The organism is Kitasatospora sp. NPDC089797, from assembly GCF_040684795.1.
In the GTDB taxonomy this organism is placed as follows: Bacteria; Actinomycetota; Actinomycetes; order Streptomycetales; family Streptomycetaceae; genus Kitasatospora.
The window spans coordinates 97548-123481 of the sequence record NZ_JBFBGS010000002.1 but is presented as its reverse complement, the minus strand read 5'-3'; the positions used below and the strand labels follow the sequence as shown (position 1 = coordinate 123481).

The following is a 25934-nucleotide window of genomic DNA, read 5'->3' as shown; positions in this document are numbered from 1 at the left end:
CGAGAGGGGTGAGGGCGATGGACTGGAAGCTCGAAGTCGTAGTGGTCCCGGTCGCGGACGTGGACCGCGCGAAGCTCTTCTACGAGGAGCAGGCCGGCTTCAGGGTGGACCACGACACCCGGCTCCGGGACGGGGTCCGGGTGGTCCAGCTGACTCCCCCGGGCTCGCCCTGCTCGATCGTGGTGGGCGCCGGGGTGATCGAGGCGGCGCCCGGCTCGGTGAAGGGCCTCCAACTGGTGGTCCCGGACATCGAGAAGGCGCACGCGGAGCTGGCCGCCCGCGGCGTGCAGGTCAGCCCGGTGCAGCACTTCGTGGCGGGCTCGCGGGTGAACGGACACGGCGAGGCCTGGAACAACTTCGTGTTCTTCAACGACCCGGACGGCAACGGCTGGGCGGTCCAGGAGGCCCCGGCCGCCGCTTAGGTAGGCTCCGGGGATGGCTGAACACGAGGGAAGCGTACGGGTGGACGCCTGGATCTGGTCGGTCCGGTTGGCGAAGACGCGTGCGCTGGCGGCGGCGGCCTGCAAGGCCGGCCATGTGAAGGTGAACGGCGAGCGGGCCAAGCCGGCGCAGACGCTCAAGCCCGGCGACGAGGTCCGGGTCCGCGAGGAGGGGTACGAGCGGGTCGTCGTGGTGCGGCAGTTGATCCGCAAGCGGGTCGGCGCCGCCGTCGCGGCGGAGTGCCTGGTCGACAACAGCCCGCCGCGGCCGCCGCGCGAGCTCGTCGCCCCGCTCTTCGAGCGGGACCGCGGCGCCGGACGCCCCACCAAGCGGGAGCGCCGGGACCTCGACCAACTGCGCCGGCGGTAGCACCCGGGCGGGCTCCGGTCATCTTCCGCCGGTGCGGACCGGGTGCGCGGCCTGGAGGGCGAGCCGCCGCGGGGCGTCCTCGCCGATCCGGGTGCCCACGCTGGTCCGGGTGCCCACGGAGGTCCGGGGGCCGGTCCCGGGGGCGGGGGCCGCCGGGACCGGGGCGGGTTCAGGGCTTGAGGGCGACGCCGGCGTAGGCGGAGACGTCCTGCCAGCCCTCGGGCAGGTCGGTGGTGGGGACGTGGCCCGCGACCGGGCGCCAGAGCGGGAGTTGGACGAGCCCGGGGCCGACGAACTCGAAGTCGCCGAAGAAGGGTTCGACGCCGGCCCGGGGCCGCAGCACCAGCGGCGCGCTGGCGCTCTTGTAGATCCGGGTGCCCTCGGCGGCGCTCTCCCGGGACGCGAAGTCGGGGCTGCCGTGGGAGAGGATCAGGGCGCTGCCGGGGGCGAGCGCGTCGCGCAGGGTGCGGACGATCCGCTGGGCGCCCTCCTCGTCGCGGATGAAGTGCAGGACGGCGACGAGCATCAGCGCGACGGGCTCGCGGAGGTCGACGGCGGCGCCGAGCGCGGGGTGGCGCAGGATCGCCTCCGGGTCGCGCAGGTCGGCCTCGATGACGGAGGTGTGCCCGGCCGGGTGGCCGGCCAGCAGGGCGCGGGCGTGGGTGGCGACGATCGGGTCGTTGTCCACGTAGACCACCCGGGCGTCCGGGGCGACCCGGTGGGCGACCTCGTTGGTGGAGCCCACGGTCGGGATGCCGGTGCCGATGTCGACGAACTGGCGGATCCCCCGGCCCGCCGCGAACTCGACGGCCCGGCCGAGGAACTGCCGGTTGGTGCGGGCCAGCAGCGGCAGCGCGGGGTAGGCGGCTATCGCGGCCCGGGCGGCGCTGCGGTCCGCCTCGAAGTGGTCCTTGCCGCCCAGGTAGTAGTCGTACATCCGGGCGGTGTGCGGGATGCCGGTGTCGAGCTCGCTCGGCGGCTGCCAGTCGTCGGCTCTGGCCCACTCCCAGCCGGTACGGGTGTCCTGGTCGATGGCCGCGGTGTCCTCGTGCATCATGTTCCGCCCCCAATGCGCAATGCCGGAATGTGCCTACTGCCCCGTAACACGCGGTGCGCGGTGATCGTATCCAACGACACGCCGGGGAAACAGCGGCAGTTCAGGTTTACGCAACACCTGCGGCAGGGAGTGTGTGCACGTCAAAGCGGGTGCGGACCACCGCCCCTGACGCCGGGACCGGCCCGTGCTCCGGACGGAGGCTCCGGATCGCCCGGCGCGTCCGTCCTCTCTATGCTGACTGCCGATGACTGCCGACCGCCGCACCGTACTGCGCACCGCCGCCAAGCTGGCCGCCCTGTCCGCCGCCGGCGGCGGACTCCTGACCTCGTGCGGCACCGGAAAGCCCCGCCGCGCCGACACCGGGACGCTCGCCGCCCACCCCGGCAGCGTCGACCCCCAGCACACCACCGACCCGGCCTGGAGCGGCGGCGAGGGGCCCGCCTCCCCCAGCCCGACCGGCCCGACGGAGGCGACCCCGGCCGCCGCCCAGGGCTCGCCCCCGGCCTCCGCCCCGCCGATCCCGCCCGTGCTGCCCCCGCTGGCGGCCGGTACGCCGTACGAGGTGGTGCACGGCTCGCGCACCAGCAGGCTCGTGGCGCTCACCTGCCACGGCAGCGGTGACCCGAAGCTCGCCACCGCCCTGTTGGAGGCCGCCGAGCAGCGCGGTGCCAAGCTGACCGTGATGGCCGTCGGCAGCTGGCTGGACCAGCAGCCGCAGATGGTCCGGCGGATCCTGGACGCCGGCCACGAACTGGGCAACCACACCCAGAACCACCTCGACATCTCGGCGATGTCCCCGGAACAGGCCCGCGCCGAGATCGCCCAGTGCGCCGAGCGACTGCAGCGGCTGACCGGCTCGATCGGCCGCTGGTTCCGGCCCTCCGCCGCCCAGTACGCCACCTCGATGGTGCGCGAGCAGGCGAGGGCCGTCGGCTACGAGCACGTGCTGTCCTTCGACGTCGACCCGCGCGACTACAACGACCCGTCCGCCGCCGAGCTGCAGCGCCGGGTGCTGAACGCGGCCCGCGGCGGCTCGGTGGTGGCGCTGCACATGAGCCACCAGTGCACCGTCGACGCGCTGCCGGCGATCCTGGACGGGCTGGCCAAGGCGGGGCTGAAGCCGGTGACCGCCAGCCAGCTGTGCGCCTGACCGGCCGGACCACCCGGCAACCGGACCACCCACCGAGCCTCCGATCACCCGAGCAGCTGATCAGACCATCGGGTCGTCGTCCTTGTACGGGCGCAGCCGCAGGGTCCGGGCGTCCGCCGCCCGGATCGCGTCGGCCCGGGCGACCAGTTCCTCGAGGTCGTCCCGCCCGGCGTGGATGAACCGCCCGTGCAGGGCGTCGAAGCGGCCCCGGGCGGCGTCCACGGTGACCGCGACCATGTACGGGATCGACCCCCAGGCCTTCATGTCCCGGAACATCGGCATCCCGGCGGTCATGTCGGTGGCCACCGCGCCCGGGCTGACGTCGAGCACCACCACGTCGTGCTCGGCCAGCGAGTCCGCCATGTTGTCGGAGAGCTGGAGCAGCGCGCCCTTGGAGGTCGCGTACGCCGTGTAGTGGCCGTCCGGGCGCAGCGCGAAGCCGGAGTTGAGGTTGACCACCCGGCCGCGGCGGCGGGCGACCATGCCGGGCAGGACGCAGCGCAGCAGGTTGTAGGGGCCGCGCAGATTGGTCTCGATCACCTGCCACCACTGGTTGGGGTCGGTCTCCCACAGCGGCACCTCGGCGCGGTCGACCAGCCCGGCGTTGTTGACCAGCAGGTCGATCGGCCCGAGGTCCCGTTCGACCAGCCGCACGGCCTCGCGCACCGAGCCCGGACGGCAGACGTCGGCGGTGACGGCGACGCCCCGGGCGCCGTGCCGGACGCACTCCTTGAGGGTGTCGGTCAGCGTCTCGTGGGTGCGGCCGACCAGGCCGACGGCCATGCCCTCGGCGGCCAGCCCGATGGCGATCTCCCGGCCGATGCCCCGGCCGCCGCCGCTGATCAGGGCGACCTGTCCTGTGAGCGATCCCGTCGGCACCTCGTGCTCCCTTCCCGTCCCCGGCCCCCGTCTGCGGCATTCTGTCCGGCGCCGGGCGGCGGCGGGCCCGGGCACACGCACGGGCGGCCCGGCCTCACCCGTACGGGGGCGTGCCACCGGTGGCACCGGTCCGGGGAGGGGGTGACCTACTGGCGAGTACGGAGTAGTAACGTCGTCGGGGCGGTGACCGGTGCACCCTCTTCCGGTCCACCGGCCCGTTGACCAGCAGCTCGCTGGGCCACCAGTTCGCTGGGCGACCCCCAGCACCACCGAAGGGCAACTGAGTGAGTGACATCGCGCGCGTCGGAGTGATCGGCTGCGGCCTGATGGGGTCGGGCATCGCCGAGGTCTTCGCCCGGGCCGGACTGGACGTCCTGGTGGCCGAGGCCAGCGGCGAGGCCCTGGAGTTCGGGCGCACCCGGCTGATCAACTCGCTGGAGACCGCGGTCAAGCGGGGCAAGCTGAGCCCCGAGGAGCGGGACGAGGCGCTGGCCCGGCTGTCCTTCACCGTCGAGCTGTCCGACTTCGCCGACCGCGACCTGGTGGTCGAGGCGGTCGCCGAGCGCGAGGACGTCAAGGTCCGGATCTTCCAGACGCTGGACCAGGTGGTCCAGCGCCGGGACGCGATCCTGGCCTCCAACACCTCCTCGATCCCGATCGTGAAGCTGGCCGCCGCCACCTCCCGCCCGGAGCAGGTCATCGGCCTGCACTTCTTCAACCCGGCGCCGGTGCAGAAGCTGGTCGAGGTCATCCCGACCCTGACCACCTCGGCGGCCACCACCGAGCGCGTCGAGGCCTTCGCCACCCAGGTGCTCGCCAAGGAGCCGATCCGCGCCCGCGACCGGGCCGGCTTCGTGGTCAACGCGCTGCTCGTGCCGTACCTGCTCTCCGCGGTGCGGATGTTCGAGTCGGGCGTCGCCACCGCCTCCGACATCGACAAGGGCATGGAGGCCGGCTGCGCCCACCCGATGGGCCCGCTGCGGCTGTGCGACCTGATCGGCCTGGACACCATCAACTCGATCGCCGAGTCGATGTACGACGAGTACAAGGAGCCGCTGTACGCCGCTCCGCCGCTGCTGTCCCGGATGGTCGACGCCGGGCTGCTGGGCCGCAAGTCCGGCCGCGGCTTCTACGACTACACCGCGAGCGCCTGACGCCGTCGGGCGCGCGCGCCGGGGCCCGGGAGCGGTTCGCCGCCCCCGGGCCCCGGTACGTCCGGGTCAGCTGTTGATGCTGTAACTGTCCCCGTAGACCTTCCACTTGAGCGGCGGGTTGAGGTCGAAGTTCTTCGCGTTCAGGAACACCAGCTGCTCGGTGTCGACCCGGCTGGTGTCGGAGTGCGCCGCCTCCTTCTTCATGGCCACCTTGCGGGCGTCCAGGAAGGCCTTGAGGTAGGTGGCCTCGTCGCCGCCCTGGGCGGGCGTCTTGGCCTTCTTCATGGCGGCCGCGCGGATGCCGTCGAAGCTCACCGGGCTGCTGCCCGGGCCGTGCATCACGATGGCGTCGTAGTAGGCGAACTGGCCGAGCGCGCGCAGGCCGTCGGCCTTGGCCCGGTTGACCGAGGGGTTGAAGTACACCCGGTCGCGCTCGTCGTTCTGGGCCCGCTGGAAGACCGCGTCGTTGGCGGCGGCGGCCCAGTCCTTGACGAACGGGGTGCCGAGGCCGGCGTGCGAGTCGCTGTTGTTGACCTTCTTGAGCGCGGGCAGGTACTTGGCGAGGACGTTGCCGGGCTTGAGGTCGGTGTAGTGCTGGACCAGGTCCAGCATGTCGCCGGTGCCGGAACAGAAGCCGATGATGCCGGCGGTGTAGCCGCGGCCGTCACCGATGTCCTCGATGTACTTGTACTGGGCCTTCCAGTCCAGCGAGGAGTTCTCCGCACTGGACACCAGCTGCATCGCGATGTCTTTCTTGTGCGGGTCGTCGAGGCCGACTCCCGCGGCCTGGACGGACGTTGAGGCCGCGGGGGCGGCCTGGGCGGCCGAGGTGGCCGCGACGGCGAGGGGTGCGGCCACCAGGGTGGCGGCGAGGGCTATGCGGAGGGCACGACGGGGCTGGGGACGCATGGGACGCTCCGGTTCCTCGTGGGTTAGGAAAGCTTCCTAACGAGAACTTAACGCCCCACCCGCGCGACCCCGCAAGGGTTTTGACAAAAACGCTTCAAGCAAAGGCAAACGGCGCAGCTCAGGCCGCCCGGGCCGGGCAGGGTTGACGAACCGTCGGACCGTCAGGCCGTTCGGGCCGTCGGGGTGGCGGCCCGCCGGGGTGACGAGCCGTCGGGCCGGACAACGGAAGCGGGCCCCACCCCCGCCTCGCGGCAGGTGTGGGGCCCGCTGTCGGGTGCTCCGGGATCAGGCCCCGCGCAGCACCGCACCGGTCCGGGCGACGGCCTCGGCGACGGCCGCCTCGCGGGCGGCGGTGGCCTCGTCGGCGGTCAGGGTGCGGTCGGCGGCCCGGAAGCGCAGCGCGTAGGCCAGCGACTTCCGGCCCTCGCCGACCTGCTCACCGGTGAACACGTCGAACAGCCGGATGGCCTCCAGCAGTTCGCCCGCGCCGGAGCGCAGCGCGGCCTCGACCTCGGCGGCCGGGACAGCGGTGTCGACGATCAGCGCGACGTCCTGGGTGGCCACCGGGAAACCGGAGACCGCCGGGCCGTCGACCTTCTGCGGGCCGTCCGCGGTGAGCAGGTCGATGTCGAGCTCCATCGCCGCGGTACGGGCCGGCAGGCCGAGCGCCTTGACCACCCGCGGGTGCAGCTCACCGGCGTGGCCGACCACCCGGTCGGTGCCGGTGACGACCAGCTCGGCGCAGCGGCCCGGGTGCCAGGGCGCCAGCCGGCCCTGGCGGACGGTCAGCTCGACGCCGGCCGCACGGGCCACCGTACGGGCCGCCTCGACCGCGTCCGCCCAGGAGGCCTGGTCGCCCTTGCCCCACCAGCCGGAGGGCAGCCGCTCGCCCGCGAGGGCGACCGCGACCCGGCGCGGCTGGTCCGGCAGCGCCGCGTCCAGCTCGGCCAGCTCCGCGTCGCTCGGCCGGCGGTCGACGGCCGGGCGCGGGGCCACGGTCAGTTCGTCCTTCGGCAGGAACACGGTGCCGGTCTCGAAGACCGCCAGGTCGGTGTTGCCCCGGCCGACGTTGCGGCGCAGCGCGCCGAGCAGGCCCGGCAGCATGGTGGTGCGCAGCGACGGCTCTTCGTCGTTGAGCGGGTTGACCAGCTTGACCGTGCGGCGGCGGCGGTCCTCCGGTTCCAGGCCGAGCGCCTCGAAGGCGGGCTCGCCGAGGAACGGGTAGTTGTTGACCTCGACGTAGCCGGCCCCGGCCAGCGCCACGCCGATCCGGCGGTGGACCCGCTGGGCCTCGGTCAGGCCCTTGCCCGGCGGGACGTTCGGCATCCGGGCGGGGACGTTGTCGTAGCCCTCCAGCCGGATGACCTCCTCGGCGAGGTCGTACGGGTCGGTGAGGTCGGGACGCCAGGTCGGCGGGGTGACCTCCAGGACGTCGGCGCCCGCGACCGAGCAGCCGATCTCCTGGAGCCGCCGGGTGACGGTCTCGCGGCCGTAGCCGGTGCCGGCCACCCGGTCCGGCAGGTCGGCGGCGATGGTGATGGTGCGCACCGGGTGCGGGGCCGCGATGTCGGTGACCCCGGCCTCGGCGGTGCCGCCGGCGATCAGCACCAGCAGGTCGACGGCGCGCTGCGCGGCGGCGCGGGCGGCCTCCGGGTCGACGCCGCGCTCGAAGCGCTTGGAGGCCTCGGAGGGCAGCTTGTGCCGCTTGGCGGTGCGGGCGATCGCGACCGGGTCGAAGTGCGCGGCCTCGATGATCACCTCGGTGGTGCCCGGACCGGCGGCCGGGTCGAGGATCTCGGTGGAGGCGCCGCCCATGACGCCGGCCAGCCCGATCGGGCCGCTGGTGTCGCAGATCAGCAGGTCCTCGGCGGCGAGCTTGCGCTCGACCCCGTCCAGGGTGGTGAGGGTCTCGCCCTCGGCCGCCCGGCGGACCGTGATCGGGCCGCTCACCCGCTGCTTGTCGTAGGCGTGCAGCGGCTGACCGACCTCCAGCATCACGTAGTTGGTGATGTCGACGGTCAGCGAGATCGGGCGGATGCCCGCCTTCTGGAGGCGGCGCTGCAGCCAGATCGGGGACTTGGCGGCCGGGTCGACGCCGACGACCGTGCGGGCCACGAAGCGGTCGCAGCCGACCGGGTCGTTGACCTTGACCAGGTAGCCGAAGGAGTTGGCCGGCGGCACGTCCAGCAGCGCCGGGTCGGCCAGCGGCAGCCCGTACGCGGCGGCGGCCTCACGGGCCACACCGCGCATCGACAGGCAGTAGCCGCGGTCCGGGGTGACGGCGATGTCCAGCACCTCGTCGACCAGCTGGAGCAGCTCGATGGCGTCCGTGCCGGCCTCGTACTCCGGCGGGAGCACGATGATGCCGGCGTGGTCGTCGCCCATGCCCAGCTCGCGGGCGGAGCAGATCATGCCGGCCGAGGTGTGGCCGTACGTCTTGCGGGCCGCGATCGGGAACGGGCCGGGCAGCACCGCGCCGGGGAGCACGACCACGACCTTGTCGCCGACGGCGAAGTTGGTCGCGCCGCAGACGATCTCCTGCGGCGCGCCGGTGCCGTTGGCGTCGCCGACGTTGACGTAGCAGTGCCGGATCGGCTTCTTGAAGCCGGACAGCTCATCGATGGAGAGCACCTCGCCGACCACCAGCGGGCCCTTGAGGTCGCCGCCGAGCTGCTCGACGGTCTCGACCTCCAGGCCGGCCCGGACCAGGCGCTCGGCCACGTCGCGGCCGGTCTCACCGGCCGGAAGGTCGACGTACTCGCGCAGCCAGGAAAGCGGGACGCGCATCAGATCTCCATCCCGAACGGGAGGGTGAAGCGCACGTCACCCTCGACCATGTCGCGCATGTCGGCGACGTTGTGACGATTCATCAGGATCCGCTCCAGGCCCAGGCCGAAGGCGAACCCGCTGTAGCGGTTCGGGTCCACGCCGCAGGCGACCAGCACCCGCGGGTTGACCACGCCGCAGCCGCCGAGCTCGATCCAGCCCTCGGAGGAGCAGGTGCGGCACGGGCGGTCCGGGTTGCCGACGCTCTCGCCGCGGCACACGAAGCACTGCAGGTCGATCTCGGCGCTCGGCTCGGTGAACGGGAAGTACGAGGGACGCCAGCGCAGCTCCAGGCCGCCGCCGATCAGCTTCTCGACCAGCACCTCGATGGTGCCCTTGAGGTCGGCGAAGGTGATGCCCTCGTCGACCGCGAGGCCCTCGACCTGGCGGAACACCGGGGTGTGGGTGGCGTCCAGCTCGTCGGTCCGGTAGACCCGGCCGGGGCAGACCACGTACACCGGCGGCTCGCGGTCGAGCAGGGTGCGGGCCTGGACAGGGGAGGTCTGGGTGCGCAGCACCACGCCGGAGTCGGCGGAGCCGTCCGGGGCCCGGACGAAGAAGGTGTCCTGCATCGAGCGGGCCGGGTGGTCCGGGCCCAGGTTGAGGGCGTCGAAGTTCAGCCACTCGGCCTCGACCTCGGGGCCCTCGGCGACCTGGTAGCCCATCGCGACGAAGGTGTCCTCGATGCGCTCGGCCAGCGTGGTCAGCGGGTGCCGGGCACCGCGCGGCGCGCGGTCGTACGGCAGCGTGACGTCCACCGCCTCCTCGACCAGCACGCGGGCGTCCCGCTCCGCCTCCAGCTCGGCCTGCCGCTTGGCGAGGGCCTGGTTGACGGCGCCGCGGGCCTGGCCGATCAGCTTGCCGGCGGCGGCCTTGGCGTGCGGCGGGAGGGCGCCGATCTCGCGGTTGGCGAGCGAGAGCGCGGAACGGTCGCCGGTGTGGGCGACCTTGACCTGCTTCAGCTCGTCCAGGGTGCCGGCGGCGGCGAAGGCGGCGATCGCCTCGTCCCGCGCCTGCTCCACCACCTCGGGCTTGAGGGCCTCGACCTCGACCGGGTCGTACGACTTGTTGGGTGCCGACATCTCTATCTTTCCCGTGCTCCTGCTCGTCCGTGCTCAGGTCTGTGGGCTCGCCTTCGCGTCACGCCCGGCGGGGCCGGGGCGCGGGCAGCCGATCACCGTGCTTACGGGGAGTGGTGTCCGCGGCACAGCCGCACTGGGCGTTGCGCAACGCCAAAGGTCGAGTGTAGTCGCAGCGCGTAGCGCGGCTGCCGTCAAGCCCGCCCGGGCGGGGCCACGGCACGCTCCGGGAGCGTGCCGTGCTCGTCGCTCCTGCTCGCTCAGAGCATGAAGTCGGGCACCCCGGCGGGCAGGATAAATCGGAACCGGGCCCCGCCGCCGGGCGCGCGGTCGACCCTGATCGAGCCGCCGTGGGCCTCCACGATGCCCTTGACGATGTAGAGCCCGAGGCCGGTGCCGCCGCGCTTGGAACCCCGCCAGAAGCGGGTGAAGACGCGCGGCATCGACTCCTCGGGGATGCCGCTGCCTTCGTCGCTCACGGTGACCGCTGTGCCTTCCACGATGCGGGGCGGGGTGCCGGGGCGCTCCCAGACGGGCGCCTCGACGACCTCCTTGGCCGGTGCCACCTCGATGGTGACAGTTCCCTCGCCGTGCCGCACCGCGTTTTCCAGCAGGTTGGCCAGCACCTGGTCGACCTTGTCCGGATCCGCCCAGAGCACGGTCAGCGGCTCGCCGATCCGGATGTCGAAGCGCTCCTCGGGGATGCCGGTGGCGACCTTGCGCTCGACGTGCCGGCGCACCGCGGCCGCCAGGTCGACCACCTGCTTGCGCAGCTCCAGCCGCCCGGCGTCGATCCGGGAGATGTCCAGCAGCTCGGCGATCAGCCTGGTCACCCGGTCCGCGTCGGCGTCCACGGTCTCCAGCATCAGCCGCTTCTGGCCGTCGGTGAACCGCTCCCACTTGGCCAGCAGCGTCGCGGTGAAGCCCTTGACGCTGGTCAGCGGGGAGCGCAGCTCGTGCGCGACGGTGGCGATCAGCTCGGCGTGGCTGCGCTCGGTGCGGCGCCGGGCCTCGGTGCCGCGCAGGGCGATCACCAGCCGCTCCAGCGGCCCGAGCGGCACCGCCCGGACGTACCGGGCGGAGACCAGCACCTCGCGGCCGCCGGGCAGCAGCAGGTTGCGCTCGGGCTGGCCGGTACGGATCGCCAGGCCGCCGTACGGGTCGGTCAGCTGCCACCAGCGGCGGCCGTCCAGGTCCTCCAGCGGCAGGACGTCCTCCAGGGCGCTGCCGAGCGCGGCCTCCGGGAGCACACCGGTCAGCCGGGCCGCGGCCCGGTTGAAACGGACCACCCGGCCCAGCGCGTCGGCGACCACCAGGCCGTCCGGCAGGTCGTCCGGGTCGAGCTCGGGCCCGCTGCCGACCATGGGTTGCCTCCCCGATTACCCACCGTGCCGTTCCCCCCACCGAGGCAGACCCTAGCGCCTCGCAGGCCCCGACAGTAGGGCTTGCAACGGGGTGATCCCGGCGCGCCCGGGGCGTGTCGGCCGTTCGCCCGGAACGGGTCAGCCGTTCGAGCGGCAGCCGCCGGGCGACCGCTGGGCCCGGGCCGAGGCGTACAGGCAGACGGCGGCGGCGGTGGCCAGGTTGAGGCTCTCCGCGTGCCCGTGGATCGGGACGCGCACGACCTCGTCGGTGAGCGCGCGGGTCTCCTCCGGGAGCCCCCACGCCTCGTTGCCGAACACCCACGCGCCGGGCGCGCCCAGGGTGCCCTCGTCCAGCTCCTGGTCCAGGTCGCGCTCCCCCGCGCCGTCCGCGGCGAGCACCCGGACGCCGGCCGCGCGCAGCTGCCCGACCGCCTCCTCGACCGGCACCCCGACCGCCACCGGCAGGTGGAACAGGCTGCCGACGGAGGCCCGGACGGCCTTGGGGTTGTACAGGTCCACCGAGGCGTCGGTGAGCACCACGGCGTCCGCGCCGGCCGCGTCGGCGGTGCGCAGCACGGTGCCGGCGTTGCCGGGGTCGCGCACGTGGGCGAGGACCGCCACCAGCTTCGGCCTGGCCGCCAGCACCTCGGCGAACGGGGTGTCGATGAAGCGGCAGAGCGCCACGATGCCCTGCGGGGTCACCGTGTCGCAGATGTCGGCGATCACCTCGTCGGTGGCGGTCAGCACCGGCAGTCCCTCGGCCAGCGCGGCCTCGACGATGTCCGCGTGCCGCTCGGCGGCCTCCAGGCCCACGTACACCTCGACCACGGCGTGCTCGGACGTCCCCGGCAGCCGGCCGAACCCGACGGCCTCCCGGACGGCCTGCGGGCCCTCGACCAGGAAGCGGCGCTCCTTGGTGCGCTGGTTCCGCTTGGCGAGCCGGCGGGCGGCGACGACGCGCGGCGAGCGCAGGGAGGTGAGCAGGGGGGTGTCGGTGCTCGGCATGGTCTCGTTCTCTGTGGCGGGCGGCGCTGGTGAATGCAGAACCGGACCCGCAGAGAGCCTGCGGGTCCGGTCGGAGCTCAACCGATCTCGGAAGATCAGGCGGCGTCGGCGGCAGCCTTCGGGGCGTTCACGTCGGCCGGCAGCGCCTTCTGGGCGACCTCGACCAGGGAGGCGAACGCACCCGGGTCGTTGACGGCCAGGTCGGCCAGCATCTTGCGGTCGATCTCGACGCTGGCGGCCTTCAGGCCCTGCACGAAGCGGTTGTAGGTGATGCCGTTGGCACGGGCCGCAGCGTTGATGCGCTGGATCCACAGCTGACGGAAGTCGCCCTTGCGCTTCTTGCGGTCGTTGAAGTTGTAGACCAGCGAGTGGGTGACCTGCTCCTTGGCCTTGCGGTACAGGCGCGAACGCTGGCCACGGTAGCCGCTGGCGCGCTCCAGGATGACCCGGCGCTTCTTGTGGGCGTTGACTGCCCGCTTGACGCGTGCCACTTGATTACTCCTTGGGTTGGACCACGGACTACTTCACGTGGTCCGTCATTCGAATGGGTCGGGAAGGATCAGCTGCCCCGCACGCGGCTCGCGCCGGGCGGGAGGGCGATCACTTGCCGAGAAGCTTCTTGATCTTCTTGGCGTCAGCGGGGGCCAGCTCGACCGTCCCGGCCAGCTTGCGGGTCAGCGTCGAGGGCTTGTGCTCCAGGAGGTGGCGGCGGCCGGCGCGCTCGCGCAGCACCTTGCCAGAGCCACTGATCTTGAAGCGCTTGCTGGCGCCACTGTGCGTCTTCTGCTTCGGCATTTCGCCGTATCTCCTCGTCGGTCCCGTTCACGCCCGCGCGGCCTGAACCGGCGGGCGTGAACTGGATGGATCTGCGGTGACCGGGCGGGTGCCCCGTCACCGTGGGGGCCGACCCCGGACTGCCGTGAGCCTCGCGGCTCAGGCGCCCTGGGGGGCGGCCGGCTGCTCGACCGGAGCCTCGGCCTCGGGGGCCTCGACCTCGGCCGGGGCGTCCTGCACCTCGGTCACGTCGACGTCGTCGGCGATGTCGTCAACGATCTCGTCGGCGGCGTCCTCGTCGGACCCTGCGGTCCGGCCGAGCCGCTCGGCCTTACGGGCGTCCGCGAGGGCGCGGGCCTCGGCCATGGCCTCGGTCTTCTTCTTGTGCGGGCCAAGGACCATGATCATGTTTCGGCCGTCCTGCTTCGGCGAGGACTCGACGAAACCCAGGTCCTGGACGTCGTCGGCGAGCCGCTGCAGCAGACGGAAGCCCAGCTCGGGGCGGGACTGCTCACGACCGCGGAACATGATCGTGATCTTGACCTTGTCGCCCTGCTTGAGGAACCGGACGACGTGACCCTTCTTGGTGTCATAGTCGTGCGGGTCGATCTTCGGCCGGAGCTTCATCTCCTTGATGACCGTGTGCGCCTGGTTCTTGCGCGCCTCACGGGCCTTCATGGCCGACTCGTACTTGAACTTGCCGTAGTCCATGAGCTTGCACACCGGCGGCCGGGCGGTCGCCGCGACCTCGACCAGGTCGAGGTCGTACTCCTGCGCGAGCTCCAGCGCCTTGGCAAGCGGCACGATGCCGACCTGCTCGCCGCTGGGACCGACGAGTCGCACCTCCGGGACGCGAATCCGGTCGTTGATGCGGGGCTCGGTGCTGATGGGGCCTCCTCGGTTGCACCTTCTGCGATGCGGCCGTCGGACGGCGGTCGCACGTAGTGGACTCGACCACTGGGCGGGGCTTCATTCGTGCTGCGCTGCCCGGCACCTCTCGGTACCGCGTGCACCGCCACACGAAAAAAGCCCCGCTCGGTACAAGCGGGGCTCCACACAACCGGGGGCGGCGTCCGGTGAGGGACGCTGCGGGCGACTCGGCGCCGTGGCGCCCGTCGCGGACCGGGACCCGTCGACCGTGAGGCCGCTCAGGTGGGAGACTTTCGCGGTTGCCCTCTAGGGCCTCCTCGCAGTGGAGCCTCCACTTGCTGGCCGAGCGCCCATGCGGGATCCCGGCCGGTCAGTCTCGAAGCTTACAGCGTCCCGCTGTCGAACGCTATTCCGCCCCCGCGCACTGCCCTCCGTGCGCCTCCCGGGCCCCTTGTACGCTCCACCTGTACCCACACCGCACGACGGAACGAGCCCCCCTTGAGCAGCGAGCCCACCCAGAACCCCGGCGCGGACGACGACGCGATCGGCTTCGACGACCTCACCCGCGACATCGCCGAGGTGCCGGCCGTCGAGGTGATCACCACCGTCGCGGTGCACCTGATGAGCGCGGCGGCGGTCAAGTGCGGCCTGGCCGAGGGCGGCGAGAAGGACAAGGACCTCGACGAGGCCCGCAAGCTGATCACCGCGCTCGCCGGGCTGGTCACCGCCGGCGCCCCGGAGATCAGCAACTTCCACGCCGCCCCGCTGCGGGACGGGCTGCGCTCGCTCCAGCTGGCCTTCCGCGAGGCCTCGCTGGTGCCGGACGCGCCGGGCACGGGGCCGGGCGAGAAGTTCACCGGGCCGGTTTACAGCTGAGCGGGATCGATGAGGACCACCTACCGGATCCGGTAGGTGGTCTTCTTCGTTCCGGCTACCGCCGGTACAGCGGCTCCCCCGGCAGCTCGGCGCCGGCCGGCAGCACCGCGAGGTCCAGCCCCCGGTCCAGCCGGACCCGCAGCACCGGGTCCTCCGCCACCGCCCGGCCGACCCGCTGGGCGGCCTCCTGGAGTCCGGACCGGTCCAGCGCCGGGTCGAAGACCACCGCGAGCACCCCGTCCGCGTCCTCCGACGGCGCCAGCAGCCCGCCGGCCACCTGCGGTTCGGCCGCCAGCAGCGCCCGGACCGCCTCCCGCACCTCCGGGTCGCGCACCGGCGGCAGGTAGCGGCGGTTCTCCGCCAGGGCCCGCAGCCGGGCGCCGGTCAGCAGGAAGGTCACCGGCCCGGCCGGGTCGATCAGCAGCGTGTCCGCGCGCTCGGAGAAGGCGACCATCGCGGCCTGCGGGGCCGCGGTCGGCGCCGGGCGGGCGTCGGCGCGCCAGCGGGCCAGCGCCTCGAGCGACGTGAAGGCGGGCAGTGCGCGGCGCCCGTCCGGGGCCTCCAGCACCGGGACGGCCATGTCGCTGGTCTTGTCGTGCTTGTGCCCGTGCTCGTCCACCTCGACCTCGCCGAGGACGGCCACGATCGGGACCATCAGCCGGGTCGGGGCCAGCGCCGCCAGCACGTCGGGCTCGACCGCGCGGTCCTGCGACCAGCGGGCGAGGGCCGCGGTCAGCGCCGGGTCCGCCGTACCGTCGTCGTCGGAGAAGCCGGGGTTCGGGATGCTCTTGCCGACGAACGCCGGGTTGGAGAAGTCTTTGCGGTCCACCCGGCCGACCCTATGCCACCCCGGTCCGCGCGCGTCATTTCCCTGCACGCACCCCTACCCCCCGGTAGCGCACCTGTGGCAGCCTGCGCGCATGGTCATCCTCGTATCGCGCACCCCTGTCACGGACCGGCACCGGTACGACCGGGCCACCGCCCACCTGGACGGGCCGGTGGCCGTCGTGGACCTCGCCGCGTTCGACGCCAACGCCGCCGACCTGGTCCGCCGGGCGGGCGGCAAGCCGATCCGGGTCGCGAGCAAGTCGCTGCGCTGCCGGGCGCTGCTGGAGCGGGCGTTGGCGATGGACGGCTTCCTCGGGGTGATGAGCTTCACCCTGGACGAGTCGCTCTGGCTGGCCCGCACCGGCGTGCGCGACGTCCTGCTCGCCTACCCCTCCACCGACCGGACCGGCTACGCCGAGCTGACCGCCGACCCGGAACTGGCCGGCCGGGTCAGCGTGGTGGTGGACGACCCGGCCCAGCTCGACCTGATCGACAAGGCCCGCACCGGCGACGCCGAGGTGCGGGTCTGCCTGGAACTGGACACCGCGCTGCACCTGTTCGGCGGCAGGGTTCGGGTGGGCGCCCGGCGCTCGCCGCTGCACACCCCGGAGGAGCTGGGCGCCTTCGCCGAACTCGTCCAGCGCCGGGCGGGGTTCCGGGTGGTCGGCCTGATGGCGTACGAGGGGCACGTCGCCGGCGTGGGCGACCGGGTGCCGGGACGGCCGGTGCGCTCGCAGCTGATCCGGCTGATGCAGGCCAGGGCGCGGACCGAGCTCGCCGAGCGGCGCGCGGCGGCGGTGCGGCGGCTGCGGCAGGTGGCGGACCTCGAGTTCGTCAACGGCGGCGGCACCGGGAGCGTGGAGTCCACCGTGGCCGAGCGCGCCGTCACCGAGGTGGCCGCCGGCTCCGGGCTGTACCAGCCGCAGCTCTTCGACAACTACCGCGGGTTCCGGGGCCGGCCGGCCGCGCTGTTCGGCCAGCCGGTGGTGCGCCGCCCCGGTGTCGGGGTGGTGACCGTGCTCGGCGGCGGCTACCCGGCCTCCGGCGCGGCCGGGCCGGACCGCCTGCCGATGCCCTACCTGCCGCCGGGGCTCCAGTACGACCCGATGGAGGGCGCGGGCGAGGTGCAGACGCCGCTGATCGGCCCGGCCGCCGACGACCTGCTGATCGGCGACCGGGTCTGGTTCCGGCACGCCAAGGCGGGCGAACTGTGCGAGCGCTTCGCCGAACTGCACCTGATCGAGGGGGACCAGGTGGTGCGGACCGTGCCGACGTACCGGGGTGAGGGGAAGACGTACCTCTGACGGGCCGACGCCCGGTGCCCTACCGTGGGCGGCGGAGGCACCTGCGGGAGCGCGTGGGTGCTCGCGAAACGGAGGGGCCGCATGGACGCCGAGCTCGTTCAGGAGATGGTGAAGTCGGGGGCCACTGCGCTGGCCGGCCTGATGGCCAAGGCGGCCTGGGGGCAGGCCAGTTCGCGGGTCGCCAGGATGTTCGGGCGGGGCGATCGGGACGAGGAGGCGACCGCCGAGCTGGAGGTGATCCGGGCCGAGGTGCTGGAGGCCGGCGACGACCGGGAGGTGCTGGCCGACCAGACCGCGGCGCTGCGCAACCGGCTGCGCGCGCTGTTCCGGGAGAACCCGGAGGCGGTCGATGAACTCCGGGAGATCATGCGGGAGTTCACCCCTCAGGGGGCGATGCGGGTGCACAACGTGATCCGCGACTCAACGGTGAACAGCGACATCGTGATCCAGTCCGGCACCACCGACGCGCGGTTCTGACGCCGCCGATCTTTCCGGAGCCTTAAGCGGGCCCGATGGAACGCCTAACCCGGGCGCCCCGTCGGGCCTTTGCGCTGTTCGCGGCCTACGATCCGTCAACAGACGGCAATGACCGGACTATTGCGCTCTGGTCCAGACCAATCCTACGCTCTGGCCGGGGGTCGGCGATCCGGGCCGGCGGCCCCCGAACGGGCAGGCGTGTCCGCTCCCCCACACCCGCCCGGGACGACGGTCAAGGAGTCCCCACCCCATGTCCATCAAGCGAAGCGCCCTGTCCGTCGGCGTGGTCGGCGCCGCGGTGCTCGCGGTGGCCGCGACCACCGCCGGCACCGCCAGCGCCCACGGCACCATGACCGGCCCGGTCAGCCGGATCGCCGCCTGCTACGCCGAGGGCCCCGAGCACCCGGTGTCCCAGGTCTGCAAGGACCTCGTCGCCGCGAGCGGCACCCAGCCGCTGTACGACTGGAACGAGGTCAACATCGCCAACGCCAACGGCAACCACCAGGCGCTGATCCCGGACGGCAAGCTCTGCTCGGCCAACCGGGACAAGTACGCGGCGCTGGACTGGCCGCGCACCGACTGGCCGGCCACCCCGGTCCGCGCGGGCAGCTTCACCTTCCAGTTCCGCACCACCGCGCCGCACGTCGGCACCCAGACCGTCTACATCACCAAGGCGGGCTACGACCCGACCAAGCCGCTGAAGTGGTCGGACCTCGACCCGGCCCCGGTCGCCCAGGTGCAGGTCGACCGCACCGCCGTGAACGGGTACTACACCTACGCGGGCACCCTCCCGCAGCGCACCGGCCGCCAGCTGCTCTACACGGTCTGGCAGCGCAGCGACAGCCCGGAGGCGTTCTACAGCTGCTCGGACGTCGACTTCGGCGCCGCCACCACCGCCGGTGCCCCGGTGGTCTCCTCGCTCGCCGCCCCGGCCGCGCCCAGCGACGCCCAGATCGCCGCCGACGCGCCCAGGTCCACGGTCGCCCACCACGGGCACGGCGGGGACCCGAACGCCCCGGCCGGCCAGCCGATCCCGACCAGCTCCGCGGCCGTGGCCGGCACCTCCGCCACCGGTCCGCTGCTGCTCGCCGGGGCGGCCGCGCTCGGCGTCGGCTGGGCGGGCATGGTGCTCCGGCGCCGTCGCATCGAGGCTGTTCGACGCGACGCCTGACGCCGGACGACGCGGGCCGGGCCGGCCCACCCCCGTCCGGTCCGGTTCCGCGACTCCGGCAGGACCGGAGGCAACGGCGACGGCCCGCCCGGGAGGAGTCCTCCCGGGCGGGCCGTCGCGGTGCGCGTCGCCGGCTGCGTCGCGGAGTGAGCAGCGGGACGGCTCAGGTGCTGGCCGTCCCCGAGCCGTCGGAGCCGGCCGAGCCACCGGTCGAACCGGAACCACCGGAGGACCCGGACGAACCGGAACCGCCACCGGAGCCGGTGCCCGGCAGGCCGGGGATGCCGCCCGGCAGGCCCGGAACCTTGCCCTTGAAGTCGGCGATGCCCTTCACGATGGTGTCCATCACGGCGACGTCCGGCGCCTTGTCGGCGATGTCGAAGCCGAAGTGCACCGAGACCAGCGCCTTGCCGTCGGTGGTCGGGAAGACCACCGTCTGCACGTAGCCGCTGTTGCCCTTGGTCGCGTCCACCTTCCAGCGGATCAGGTAGCCGTCCTGGCCGTTGACCTTCACCGCCTCGGACTTGAGCTCCTGGTGTCCGCTGACGTCGTTGTAGGCGTCCTTGACGGCCTTGTCGATGTCCGCCTTCGCCGCCGCCTGGACGTCGGTGCCGCCACCGGTGATCCGTCCGGTGGTCACCCCGCCGAGGGTGCAGCGGTCGGTGCCGTCCGGGCAGGTGTACGCGCCGATGTTCAGAGCGGCGTAGCCGGCGTCGGTGGTGCCGCCCTGCCAGCCGGCGGGGGCGGGCAGGGTGAGGCCGTTGACCATGTCGATCGCCTTGCCGGCCCCGGGCTTCGCCTTCCCGCTGCCGCTGCCGCCGTTCCCCCCGGTGCCGCCGCCGTTCCCACTGCCGCCGCTGCCGTTGCCGCCACCGTTACCGCCGCTGCCGCCGCCGAACCCCGGGAAGCCGAACGGCCCGCTGCCCCCGTCGTTCGGCACCGGCTGCTGCCGGGCGCTGCTCAGCGGGCGGGAGTCGTTGTGGCCGTCCATCGCCAGGTAGGTGATCCCCGAACCGGCGCCCAGGCCGAGCACGGCGGCGACGACGGTGGCCACCACCAGCTTGGAGGGCTTGCGCCGGGGCCGGCCCGGCAGCGGCCCGCCCGGCACGCCGTACGCGGCGCCGAAGGGCGGGGGCTCCGGGTAGCGGACCATCGGCCCGCTCTCCAGGACCTCGCCCTCCAGCACCCGGGGCTGCTCGGACGTCTCCGGCCCCGGAGCCGCGGCGGCCGGGGGCTCCGGCTGCGGGGCGTCCGAGGGTGCGGGCCGGGTGTCGGCCGTCCAGCCCTTTCCGTCCCACCAGCGCTGTGCTCTCGGGTCGCCGGTGGTGTCCTTCGGGTCCGGGTACCACCCGGCGGGGATCTGCTCACTCACAGCAAAGAATCTAAAGGTAGCCGGATAAACGCGAAATCAGCGCAGCCGGGGATTCCGGTGGTTTTCGATGAGATTACGGTGAGAAGGCCGTCCGTGGCGGGCCGGAGGCCTACAGCGGAGTGACGTACGCCCCGGAGATGCCGCCGTCCACCAGGAACTCGCTCGCGGTGATGAACGAGGAGTCGTCGCTGGCCAGGAAGGCCACCGCGGCGGCGATCTCCTCCGCCCGGGCGAACCGGCCGAGCGGGATGTGCACCAGCCGGCGGGCCGCCCGCTCCGGGTCCGCGGCGAACAGCTCGCGCAGCAGCGGGGTGTCCACCGGCCCGGGCGACAGCGCGTTCACCCGGATCCCCTCCCGGGCGAACTGCACGCCCAGCTCGCGGGACATCGCCAGCACCCCGCCCTTGGAGGCGGTGTACGAGATCTGCGAGGTGGCCGCGCCCATCCGGGCCACGAAGCTGGCGGTGTTGATGATCGAGCCGCGCCCGTGCCGGCGCATGTACGGCAGCGCGGCCTTGCAGCACAGGTAGACCGAGGTCAGGTTGACCTCCTGGACCCTGCGCCAGGCGTCCAGGCCGGTGGTCAGGATCGAGTCGTCCTCCGGCGGCGAGATGCCGGCGTTGTTGAACGCGACGTCCACGCTGCCGCAGGTCTCGTACGCCTCGTCGAACAGCGCCTCGACCATGTACGGGTCGGTGACGTCGGTGTGCACGAACAGGCCGCCGACCGCCTTGGCGGCCGCCCGGCCGCTCTCCTCGTCCAGGTCGGCGCAGACCACCTTGGCGCCCTCGGAGGCGAGCCGGCGGGCGGCCGCCAGGCCGATCCCGCTGCCCGCGCCGGTGACCACGGCGGTGCGGCCGACCAGGCGGCGGCAGACCCTCTCGTCCTGCTCGGTCATCGGCGGTCACTCCTCGCTGTGGATGAAGACGTTCTTGGTCTCGGTGAAGTGGCGCAGGGCGTCCGGGCCCAGCTCGCGGCCCACCCCGGACTCGCCGAAGCCGCCGAAGGGCGTCCAGTAGCGCACCGAGGCGTGCGAGTTGACGGACAGGTTGCCCGCCCGCACGCCGCGGGCCAGCCGTAGCGCCCGGCCGACGTCCCTGGTCCAGATCGAGCCGGAGAGGCCGTAGCGGGTGGCGTTGGCCAGGCGCAGTGCGTCCGCCTCGTCGGTGAACGGCAGCACGGCGGCGACCGGACCGAAGATCTCCTCGGCGACCGCCGGGACGTCCGGGTCGGCGGGCGCCAGCACCGTCGGCGGGTACCAGTAGCCGGGCCCGTCCGGCACCGCGCCGCGGGCCAGCACCGGGAGGTCCGGGGTGACGTAGGACGCGACCCGGCGGACCTGGGCGGCCGAGATCAGCGGGCCGAGCTGGGTGTCCGGGGCGCTCGGGTCGCCGGTGCGCAGCGCCTCGACGGCAGGCAGCAGCAGGGCCAGGAAGTCGTCGTAGGCCTCGCGCTGGACCAGGATCCGGCTGCGGGCGCAGCAGTCCTGGCCGCTGTTGTCGGCGAAGGACATCGGGTCGGCGGCGCGGGCCAGGTCGGCGTCGGCGAAGACGATGCTGGGGCTCTTGCCGCCGAGTTCCAGGGTGACCCGCTTGGCCCGGGCGGCGCAGCGGGCGGCGACCTCCTTGCCGACCACGGTCGAGCCGGTGAAGACGATCTTGCGCACCGCCGGGTGGTCGACCAGGGCCCGCCCGGTGGTGCCGCCGGCGCCCGGGACGACCTGGAACAGCCCTTCCGGCAGCCCGGCCGCGAGCCCGAGCTCGGCCAGCCGCAGCGCGGTCAGCGGGGTCGCCTCGGCGGGCTTGAGCAGCACCGCGTTGCCGGCCGCGAGGGCGGGGGCGAAGCCCCAGGCGGCGATCGGCATCGGGAAGTTCCAGGGGGCGATCACCCCGACCACGCCGACCGGTTCGTGGAAGGTGACGTCCAGACCTCCGGAGACCGGGATCTGACGGCCGGTCAGCCGCTCCACTCCGCCGGCCGCGTACTCCAGCAGGTCCCGGACGTTGCCGGCCTCCCAGCGGGCGTTGCCCGGGGTGTGCCCGGCCTCGCGCACCTCCAGGGCGGCCAACTCCGGTACGTGCACCTCGATCTGGTCGGCGAAGCGGCGCAGCAGCCGGGCCCGGTCACCGGGCGGCAGGGCCGCCCAGCCCGGCTGGGCCTTCAGGGCGCGCCGGACGGCCGCGTCCACCTGCCCGGCCGTGGCGTCCGGGACGGTGGCGAGCAGTTCGCCGGTGGCGGGGTTGCGCACCTCGCTGCTGGTCGGATCGCTCATCTCTCACATCCGCTCGAAGGACCGGTAGCGCTCCCAGTCGGTGACCGTCCCGTCGTAGGCGGCCTGCTCGACCCGGGCCATGTTCAGGTAGTGCTCGACCACGTCGTCCCCGAAGGCCGTCCGGGCCAGCTCGCTCTCCGCCCACAACTCGGCCGCCTCGCGCAGCGATCCGGGCACCCGGGCGTACTCCTCGGCCGCGTAGGCGTTGCCCAGGCAGGGCGTCGGGAGGTCCAGTTTGTGCTGGAGGCCGTACAGTCCGGCCGCGATCATCCCGGCCACCGCGAGGTACGGGTTGACGTCACCGCCCGGCACCCGGTTCTCCATCCGCAGACCCGGGCCGTGGCCGACCACCCGGTAGGCGCAGGTGCGGTTGTCCCGGCCCCAGGCGACGGCCGTCGGGGCGAAGGAGCCCGGGCGGTAGCGCTTGTAGGAGTTGATGTTCGGCGCGTACAGCACGCTGAACTCGCGCAGCGCGACCAGCTGTCCGGCCAGGAAGTGCCGCATCGTGTCGGTCATCCGGCCGTCCCGGTCGGCGAAGGCGGGGGCGCCGACGGCGTCGCGCAGCGACAGGTGGATGTGGCAGCTGTTGCCCTCGCGCTCGTCGTACTTGGCCATGAAGGTGAGCGCGCAGCCCTGTTGGGCGGCGATCTCCTTGGCGCCGGTCTTGTAGACGCTGTGCTGGTCGCAGGTGGTGAGGGCGTCGGCGTAGCGGAACGCGATCTCGTGCTGCCCGAGGTTGCACTCGCCCTTGGCGGACTCGACGGTCAGCCCGGCGCCGGCCATCTCGTTGCGGATCCTGGACAGCAGCGGCTCGACCCGGGCGGTGCCCAGCATCGAGTAGTCGACGTTGTAGAGGTTCGCCGGGGTCAGGCCGCGGTAACCCCCCAGCCAGGCCTGCTCATAGGTGTCGCGGAAGACCAGGAACTCCAGCTCGGTGCCGATGTCCGCGGCCAGCCCGTACTCGGCGAGCCGGGCGATCTGGCGGCGCAGCAGTTGGCGCGGGGCGGCGTCCACCGGGCGGCCGCCGTGCCGGGCCAGGTCGGCGGTGACCTGCGCGGTGCCGGGCTGCCAGGGGGTCAGGCGCAGCGTCCCGAGGTCGGGGCGCATCGCGAAGTCGCCGTAGCCGGTGGCCCAGGAGGAGAAGGCGTAGCCGTCCACGGTGTTCAGGTCGACGTCCACGGCCAGCAGGTAGTCACAGGCCTCGGCGCCGTTCTCCGCCACCTCGTCGAGGAAGAAGCGGGCGGCGAACCGCTTGCCCTGCAGTCTGCCCTGCATGTCGGTGAAGGCGAGCGCGACGGTGTGCACCTCGCCCGCGTCCACCAGGGTGCGGAGCTCGTCCAGGGTCAGTGGCGGCCGGGGCCGCGGGCCCGCGGGGGCGTTCTCGGACATGCCGAAACCCTCCTCCTCGATCACTCTTCGAGATCAAGCGGTCACAGGTTCACGTTCACAGCGAACCGTACGGCCTGCGGCTCGCGGCGCGGAAGAGGGCGGACGGGTGTGGCGCGCCGATGCGCGTGTTCTGCGAGGTACCGGACGGTACGGGATGGAGAATGCCCGCCATGGATCGCAGGCCTTTCATCGGCGTCAGCACCTACCTGGTGGACGCGAGTTGGAGCGACTGGCGGGGCCGTCGCGTCGCCCTGGTGCCCGAGCGGTACACCGCCTACGTGCAGGACTCCGGCGGCATCGCCGTCCTGCTGCCGCCCGACGCCCCGGAGCGCGCCCCCGAGGTGCTCGCCCGGCTCGACGCCCTCGTCATCGCCGGCGGCCCGGACATCGACCCGGCCTACTACGGGGAGCCGGCCCACCCGCTGACGGACGTCGACTCGCCGGAGCGGGACGTCTGGGAGGTCGCCCTGCTGCGCGGTGCCCTGGCGGCGGGGATGCCGGTGCTCGGGATCTGCCGGGGGATGCAGGTGCTGAACGTGGTCTGCGGCGGAACCTTGGTCCAGCACCTCCCGGACGTGCTGGACGTCGACGTCCACGCGGGCACCCCCGGCCACTACGGCGCCCACCTCGTCCGGCCGGTGCCGGGGACGCTGGTCGGCGGCCTGCTCCCGGAGAGCGAGCTGGAGGTCCCCACCTTCCACCACCAGGCCGTCGACCGCCTCGGCGCCGGCCTGCGGGTCAGCGCCCTCGCCCCCGACGGGACGATCGAGGCCGTCGAGGGCGCCGGCTTCACCGTCGGCGTCCAGTGGCACCCCGAGCAGGGCGACGACCTCCGCGTCATGCGGGCCCTCGTCCGCGCCGCCACGGCGGCCACCCTGGACTCGGTGGCGCTGGCCTGAGCCGCGGCGGGGGACGGAATCGACCGCCATCGACCTGACGGTCTGTCATGTCGCGCTCGGCAGCAGCCCTTCGGGATCCCGACGGGCGGATTCCCCGGTGGCCGTCCCGGCGGACCGCGATCGCCGTCGACCGGCGCGTGACGGCGCGGACCGGGTGCACCCGGGCGGGTGACGGCCGCCTCCGGGGCGCCCGGGGCCCGTGCCGGCGGCATGCGACCGGGCCGTCCGGCGGAGCCCCTGATCGGCAACGACAACGGTCACCAGTACAGCCTTTGGATCTTTGTCGATTCTGCGGTTCACTTCGAGTGCGGGGCGATCGCCCCCTGTCTCCTTCCACCCCGTGCGTCCAGAGAGGACTTCGATGGCCGGGCACGAGCATTCCCACGATGATCATGCGCATGACCACCAGGATTCGCACGGCCACGAGCACGGTCATCGGGGCCACAGCCACGGACACGGACACGGTGGCCACTCGCACGGTGTCGCCGCCGACGCCGACCGCCGCTGGCTGGTCAGTGCCCTCGCCCTGATCGTCGTCTTCATGGCGGGCGAGGTCGTCGTCGGCTTCGCCGCCCAGTCCCTGGCCCTGATCTCCGACGCGGCGCACATGCTCACCGACGCCGCCTCGATCGTGCTCGCCCTGATCGCCATGCGGCTCTCCGCCCGCCCGGCCCGCGGCGGCTACACCTACGGGCTCAAGCGCGCCGAGATCCTCTCCGCGCAGGCCAACGGCGTGACCCTGCTGGTGCTGTCGGCCTGGCTCGGCTACGAGGGCATCAGCCGGCTGATCTCGCCGCCCGAGGTCACCGGCTCGCTGGTACTGGTCACCGCGCTGATCGGGATCGTGGTCAACCTGGCCGCCGCCTGGTGCATGTCGAAGGCCAACCGCAGCTCGCTGAACGTCGAGGGCGCCTTCCAGCACGTCCTCACCGACCTGTACGCCTTCATCGCCACCGCCGTCGCCGGTGCGGTCATGCTGACCACCGGCTTCGCCCGGGCCGACGCGATCGCCTCGCTGATCGTCGTCGTGCTGATGCTCAAGGCGGGCATCGGCCTGGTCCGGGACTCCGGCCGGATCTTCCTGGAGGCCGCCCCGGCCGGGATCGACCCGGACGCGGTCGCCGACCGGCTGGTCACCGAGCCGCTGGTCGAGGAGATCCACGACCTGCACATCTGGGAGATCACCTCCAACCAGCCGGCCCTGTCCGCGCACATCCTGGTCACCCCCGGCGGCGACTGCCACGCCGTCCGGCGCGAACTCCAGCGCCGGCTGGCCAAGGAGTACGGCATCACCCACAGCACCCTCCAGGTCGACCACGTCGGCGAGGACGCGGCCGGGGCCCTGCTGCAGATCGCCGGCCCGGGCGAGCCGGCCCCCGAGCACTGCGCCGACGCCCACGGCCCGGTGCACCGCGCCGGCCCGCACGAGCACTGAAACCGCTGCTTGTCGTCGCGGTGCGGCATGATCT

At 73.2% G+C, this 25934-nt stretch carries 25 protein-coding genes; 10 read left to right on the top strand and 15 right to left on the bottom strand.

The window, feature by feature from the left end; genetic code table 11:
* Positions 1 to 17: 17 nt before the first annotated feature.
* Entirely contained in the window at positions 18 to 422 is a 405-nt protein-coding gene (locus tag AB0O91_RS02190) for a VOC family protein (protein WP_363427210.1), read from the top strand.
* Positions 423 to 435: 13 nt separating this feature from the next.
* On the top strand, positions 436 to 810 hold the full coding sequence (locus AB0O91_RS02185) for a S4 domain-containing protein (protein ID WP_363427209.1): 375 nt from the start codon (positions 436 to 438) through the stop codon (positions 808 to 810).
* A gap of 169 nt (positions 811 to 979) precedes the next feature.
* Here AB0O91_RS02185 and AB0O91_RS02180 read toward each other — a convergent pair whose 3' ends face one another.
* Positions 980 to 1867 (bottom strand): SAM-dependent methyltransferase, encoded by an 888-nt coding sequence (locus AB0O91_RS02180; protein ID WP_363427208.1) that lies wholly within the window; start codon positions 1865 to 1867, stop codon positions 980 to 982.
* A gap of 244 nt (positions 1868 to 2111) precedes the next feature.
* Here AB0O91_RS02180 and AB0O91_RS02175 point away from each other — a divergent pair, with 244 nt between their 5' ends.
* Complete coding sequence (locus tag AB0O91_RS02175) at positions 2112 to 3017, top strand: polysaccharide deacetylase family protein (RefSeq protein WP_363427207.1); 906 nt, start codon at positions 2112 to 2114, stop codon at positions 3015 to 3017.
* Between the two features lie 60 nt (positions 3018 to 3077).
* On the opposite strand, the gene AB0O91_RS02170 is transcribed toward AB0O91_RS02175, so the two are convergent.
* Positions 3078 to 3896, bottom strand: a complete 819-nt coding sequence (locus tag AB0O91_RS02170; RefSeq protein WP_363427206.1) for an SDR family oxidoreductase — start codon at positions 3894 to 3896, stop codon at positions 3078 to 3080.
* A 284-nt stretch (positions 3897 to 4180) separates the two neighbouring features.
* On the opposite strand from AB0O91_RS02170, the gene AB0O91_RS02165 reads away from it, so the two are divergent.
* Positions 4181 to 5050, top strand: a complete 870-nt coding sequence (locus AB0O91_RS02165) for a 3-hydroxybutyryl-CoA dehydrogenase (RefSeq protein ID WP_363427205.1) — start codon at positions 4181 to 4183, stop codon at positions 5048 to 5050.
* Positions 5051 to 5116: 66 nt separating this feature from the next.
* On the opposite strand, the gene AB0O91_RS02160 is transcribed toward AB0O91_RS02165, so the two are convergent.
* From AB0O91_RS02160 to infC, 8 genes are all read right to left on the bottom strand, one after another.
* Positions 5117 to 5959, bottom strand: a complete 843-nt coding sequence (locus AB0O91_RS02160) for a chitosanase (protein ID WP_363427204.1) — start codon at positions 5957 to 5959, stop codon at positions 5117 to 5119.
* Positions 5960 to 6244: 285 nt separating this feature from the next.
* On the bottom strand, positions 6245 to 8746 hold the full coding sequence (gene pheT / locus AB0O91_RS02155) for a phenylalanine--tRNA ligase subunit beta (protein ID WP_363427203.1): 2502 nt from the start codon (positions 8744 to 8746) through the stop codon (positions 6245 to 6247).
* Entirely contained in the window at positions 8746 to 9867 is a 1122-nt protein-coding gene (pheS, locus tag AB0O91_RS02150; protein WP_363427202.1) for a phenylalanine--tRNA ligase subunit alpha, read from the bottom strand. The genes pheT and pheS overlap by 1 nt, the downstream gene beginning before the upstream one ends.
* Positions 9868 to 10124: 257 nt before the next feature.
* Entirely contained in the window at positions 10125 to 11228 is a 1104-nt protein-coding gene (locus AB0O91_RS02145) for an ATP-binding protein (protein WP_363427201.1), read from the bottom strand.
* 138 nt (positions 11229 to 11366) lie between these two features.
* A complete protein-coding gene (locus AB0O91_RS02140; protein WP_363427200.1) occupies positions 11367 to 12233 on the bottom strand; it encodes an RNA methyltransferase in 867 nt (288 codons plus the stop codon).
* Positions 12234 to 12328: 95 nt separating this feature from the next.
* Entirely contained in the window at positions 12329 to 12724 is a 396-nt protein-coding gene (gene rplT, locus AB0O91_RS02135; RefSeq protein WP_030055649.1) for a 50S ribosomal protein L20, read from the bottom strand.
* A 109-nt stretch (positions 12725 to 12833) separates the two neighbouring features.
* Positions 12834 to 13028 carry a 50S ribosomal protein L35 gene (rpmI, locus tag AB0O91_RS02130; protein ID WP_030055648.1) on the bottom strand — a complete coding sequence of 65 codons (195 nt, stop codon included), beginning with the start codon at positions 13026 to 13028 and terminating at the stop codon, positions 12834 to 12836.
* Between the two features lie 138 nt (positions 13029 to 13166).
* On the bottom strand, positions 13167 to 13895 hold the full coding sequence (gene infC / locus AB0O91_RS02125) for a translation initiation factor IF-3 (protein ID WP_363427393.1): 729 nt from the start codon (positions 13893 to 13895) through the stop codon (positions 13167 to 13169).
* Positions 13896 to 14375: 480 nt separating this feature from the next.
* Here infC and AB0O91_RS02120 point away from each other — a divergent pair, with 480 nt between their 5' ends.
* Positions 14376 to 14753 (top strand): DUF1844 domain-containing protein, encoded by a 378-nt coding sequence (locus tag AB0O91_RS02120; RefSeq protein ID WP_363427199.1) that lies wholly within the window; start codon positions 14376 to 14378, stop codon positions 14751 to 14753.
* A gap of 55 nt (positions 14754 to 14808) precedes the next feature.
* On the opposite strand, the gene AB0O91_RS02115 is transcribed toward AB0O91_RS02120, so the two are convergent.
* Positions 14809 to 15582, bottom strand: a complete 774-nt coding sequence (locus AB0O91_RS02115) for an SseB family protein (protein WP_363427198.1) — start codon at positions 15580 to 15582, stop codon at positions 14809 to 14811.
* A gap of 91 nt (positions 15583 to 15673) precedes the next feature.
* Between AB0O91_RS02115 and AB0O91_RS02110 the strand changes: the two genes are divergently transcribed.
* From AB0O91_RS02110 to AB0O91_RS02100, 3 genes are all read left to right on the top strand, one after another.
* The gene (locus AB0O91_RS02110) at positions 15674 to 16885 is read left to right on the top strand and encodes an alanine racemase (protein ID WP_363427197.1); all 1212 of its coding nucleotides are present in this window, start codon (positions 15674 to 15676) and stop codon (positions 16883 to 16885) included.
* 81 nt (positions 16886 to 16966) lie between these two features.
* The gene (locus AB0O91_RS02105; RefSeq protein WP_363427196.1) at positions 16967 to 17362 is read left to right on the top strand and encodes a hypothetical protein; all 396 of its coding nucleotides are present in this window, start codon (positions 16967 to 16969) and stop codon (positions 17360 to 17362) included.
* 250 nt (positions 17363 to 17612) lie between these two features.
* A complete protein-coding gene (locus AB0O91_RS02100) occupies positions 17613 to 18533 on the top strand; it encodes a lytic polysaccharide monooxygenase (protein ID WP_363427195.1) in 921 nt (306 codons plus the stop codon).
* Between the two features lie 163 nt (positions 18534 to 18696).
* On the opposite strand, the gene AB0O91_RS02095 is transcribed toward AB0O91_RS02100, so the two are convergent.
* The 4 genes from AB0O91_RS02095 to AB0O91_RS02080 form a co-directional block, all read right to left on the bottom strand.
* The gene (locus tag AB0O91_RS02095) at positions 18697 to 19905 is read right to left on the bottom strand and encodes a DUF2510 domain-containing protein (RefSeq protein ID WP_363427194.1); all 1209 of its coding nucleotides are present in this window, start codon (positions 19903 to 19905) and stop codon (positions 18697 to 18699) included.
* 109 nt (positions 19906 to 20014) lie between these two features.
* Complete coding sequence (locus AB0O91_RS02090; protein ID WP_363427193.1) at positions 20015 to 20803, bottom strand: 3-oxoacyl-ACP reductase; 789 nt, start codon at positions 20801 to 20803, stop codon at positions 20015 to 20017.
* Between the two features lie 6 nt (positions 20804 to 20809).
* A complete protein-coding gene (locus tag AB0O91_RS02085) occupies positions 20810 to 22177 on the bottom strand; it encodes an aldehyde dehydrogenase family protein (RefSeq protein WP_363427192.1) in 1368 nt (455 codons plus the stop codon).
* 3 nt (positions 22178 to 22180) lie between these two features.
* Positions 22181 to 23566 carry a glutamine synthetase family protein gene (locus AB0O91_RS02080; RefSeq protein WP_363427191.1) on the bottom strand — a complete coding sequence of 462 codons (1386 nt, stop codon included), beginning with the start codon at positions 23564 to 23566 and terminating at the stop codon, positions 22181 to 22183.
* A 170-nt stretch (positions 23567 to 23736) separates the two neighbouring features.
* Here AB0O91_RS02080 and AB0O91_RS02075 point away from each other — a divergent pair, with 170 nt between their 5' ends.
* Both AB0O91_RS02075 and AB0O91_RS02070 read left to right on the top strand, forming a co-directional pair.
* Positions 23737 to 24465 (top strand): gamma-glutamyl-gamma-aminobutyrate hydrolase family protein, encoded by a 729-nt coding sequence (locus tag AB0O91_RS02075; RefSeq protein WP_363427190.1) that lies wholly within the window; start codon positions 23737 to 23739, stop codon positions 24463 to 24465.
* Between the two features lie 361 nt (positions 24466 to 24826).
* Complete coding sequence (locus AB0O91_RS02070) at positions 24827 to 25900, top strand: cation diffusion facilitator family transporter (RefSeq protein ID WP_363427189.1); 1074 nt, start codon at positions 24827 to 24829, stop codon at positions 25898 to 25900.
* Positions 25901 to 25934 lie beyond the last annotated feature (34 nt).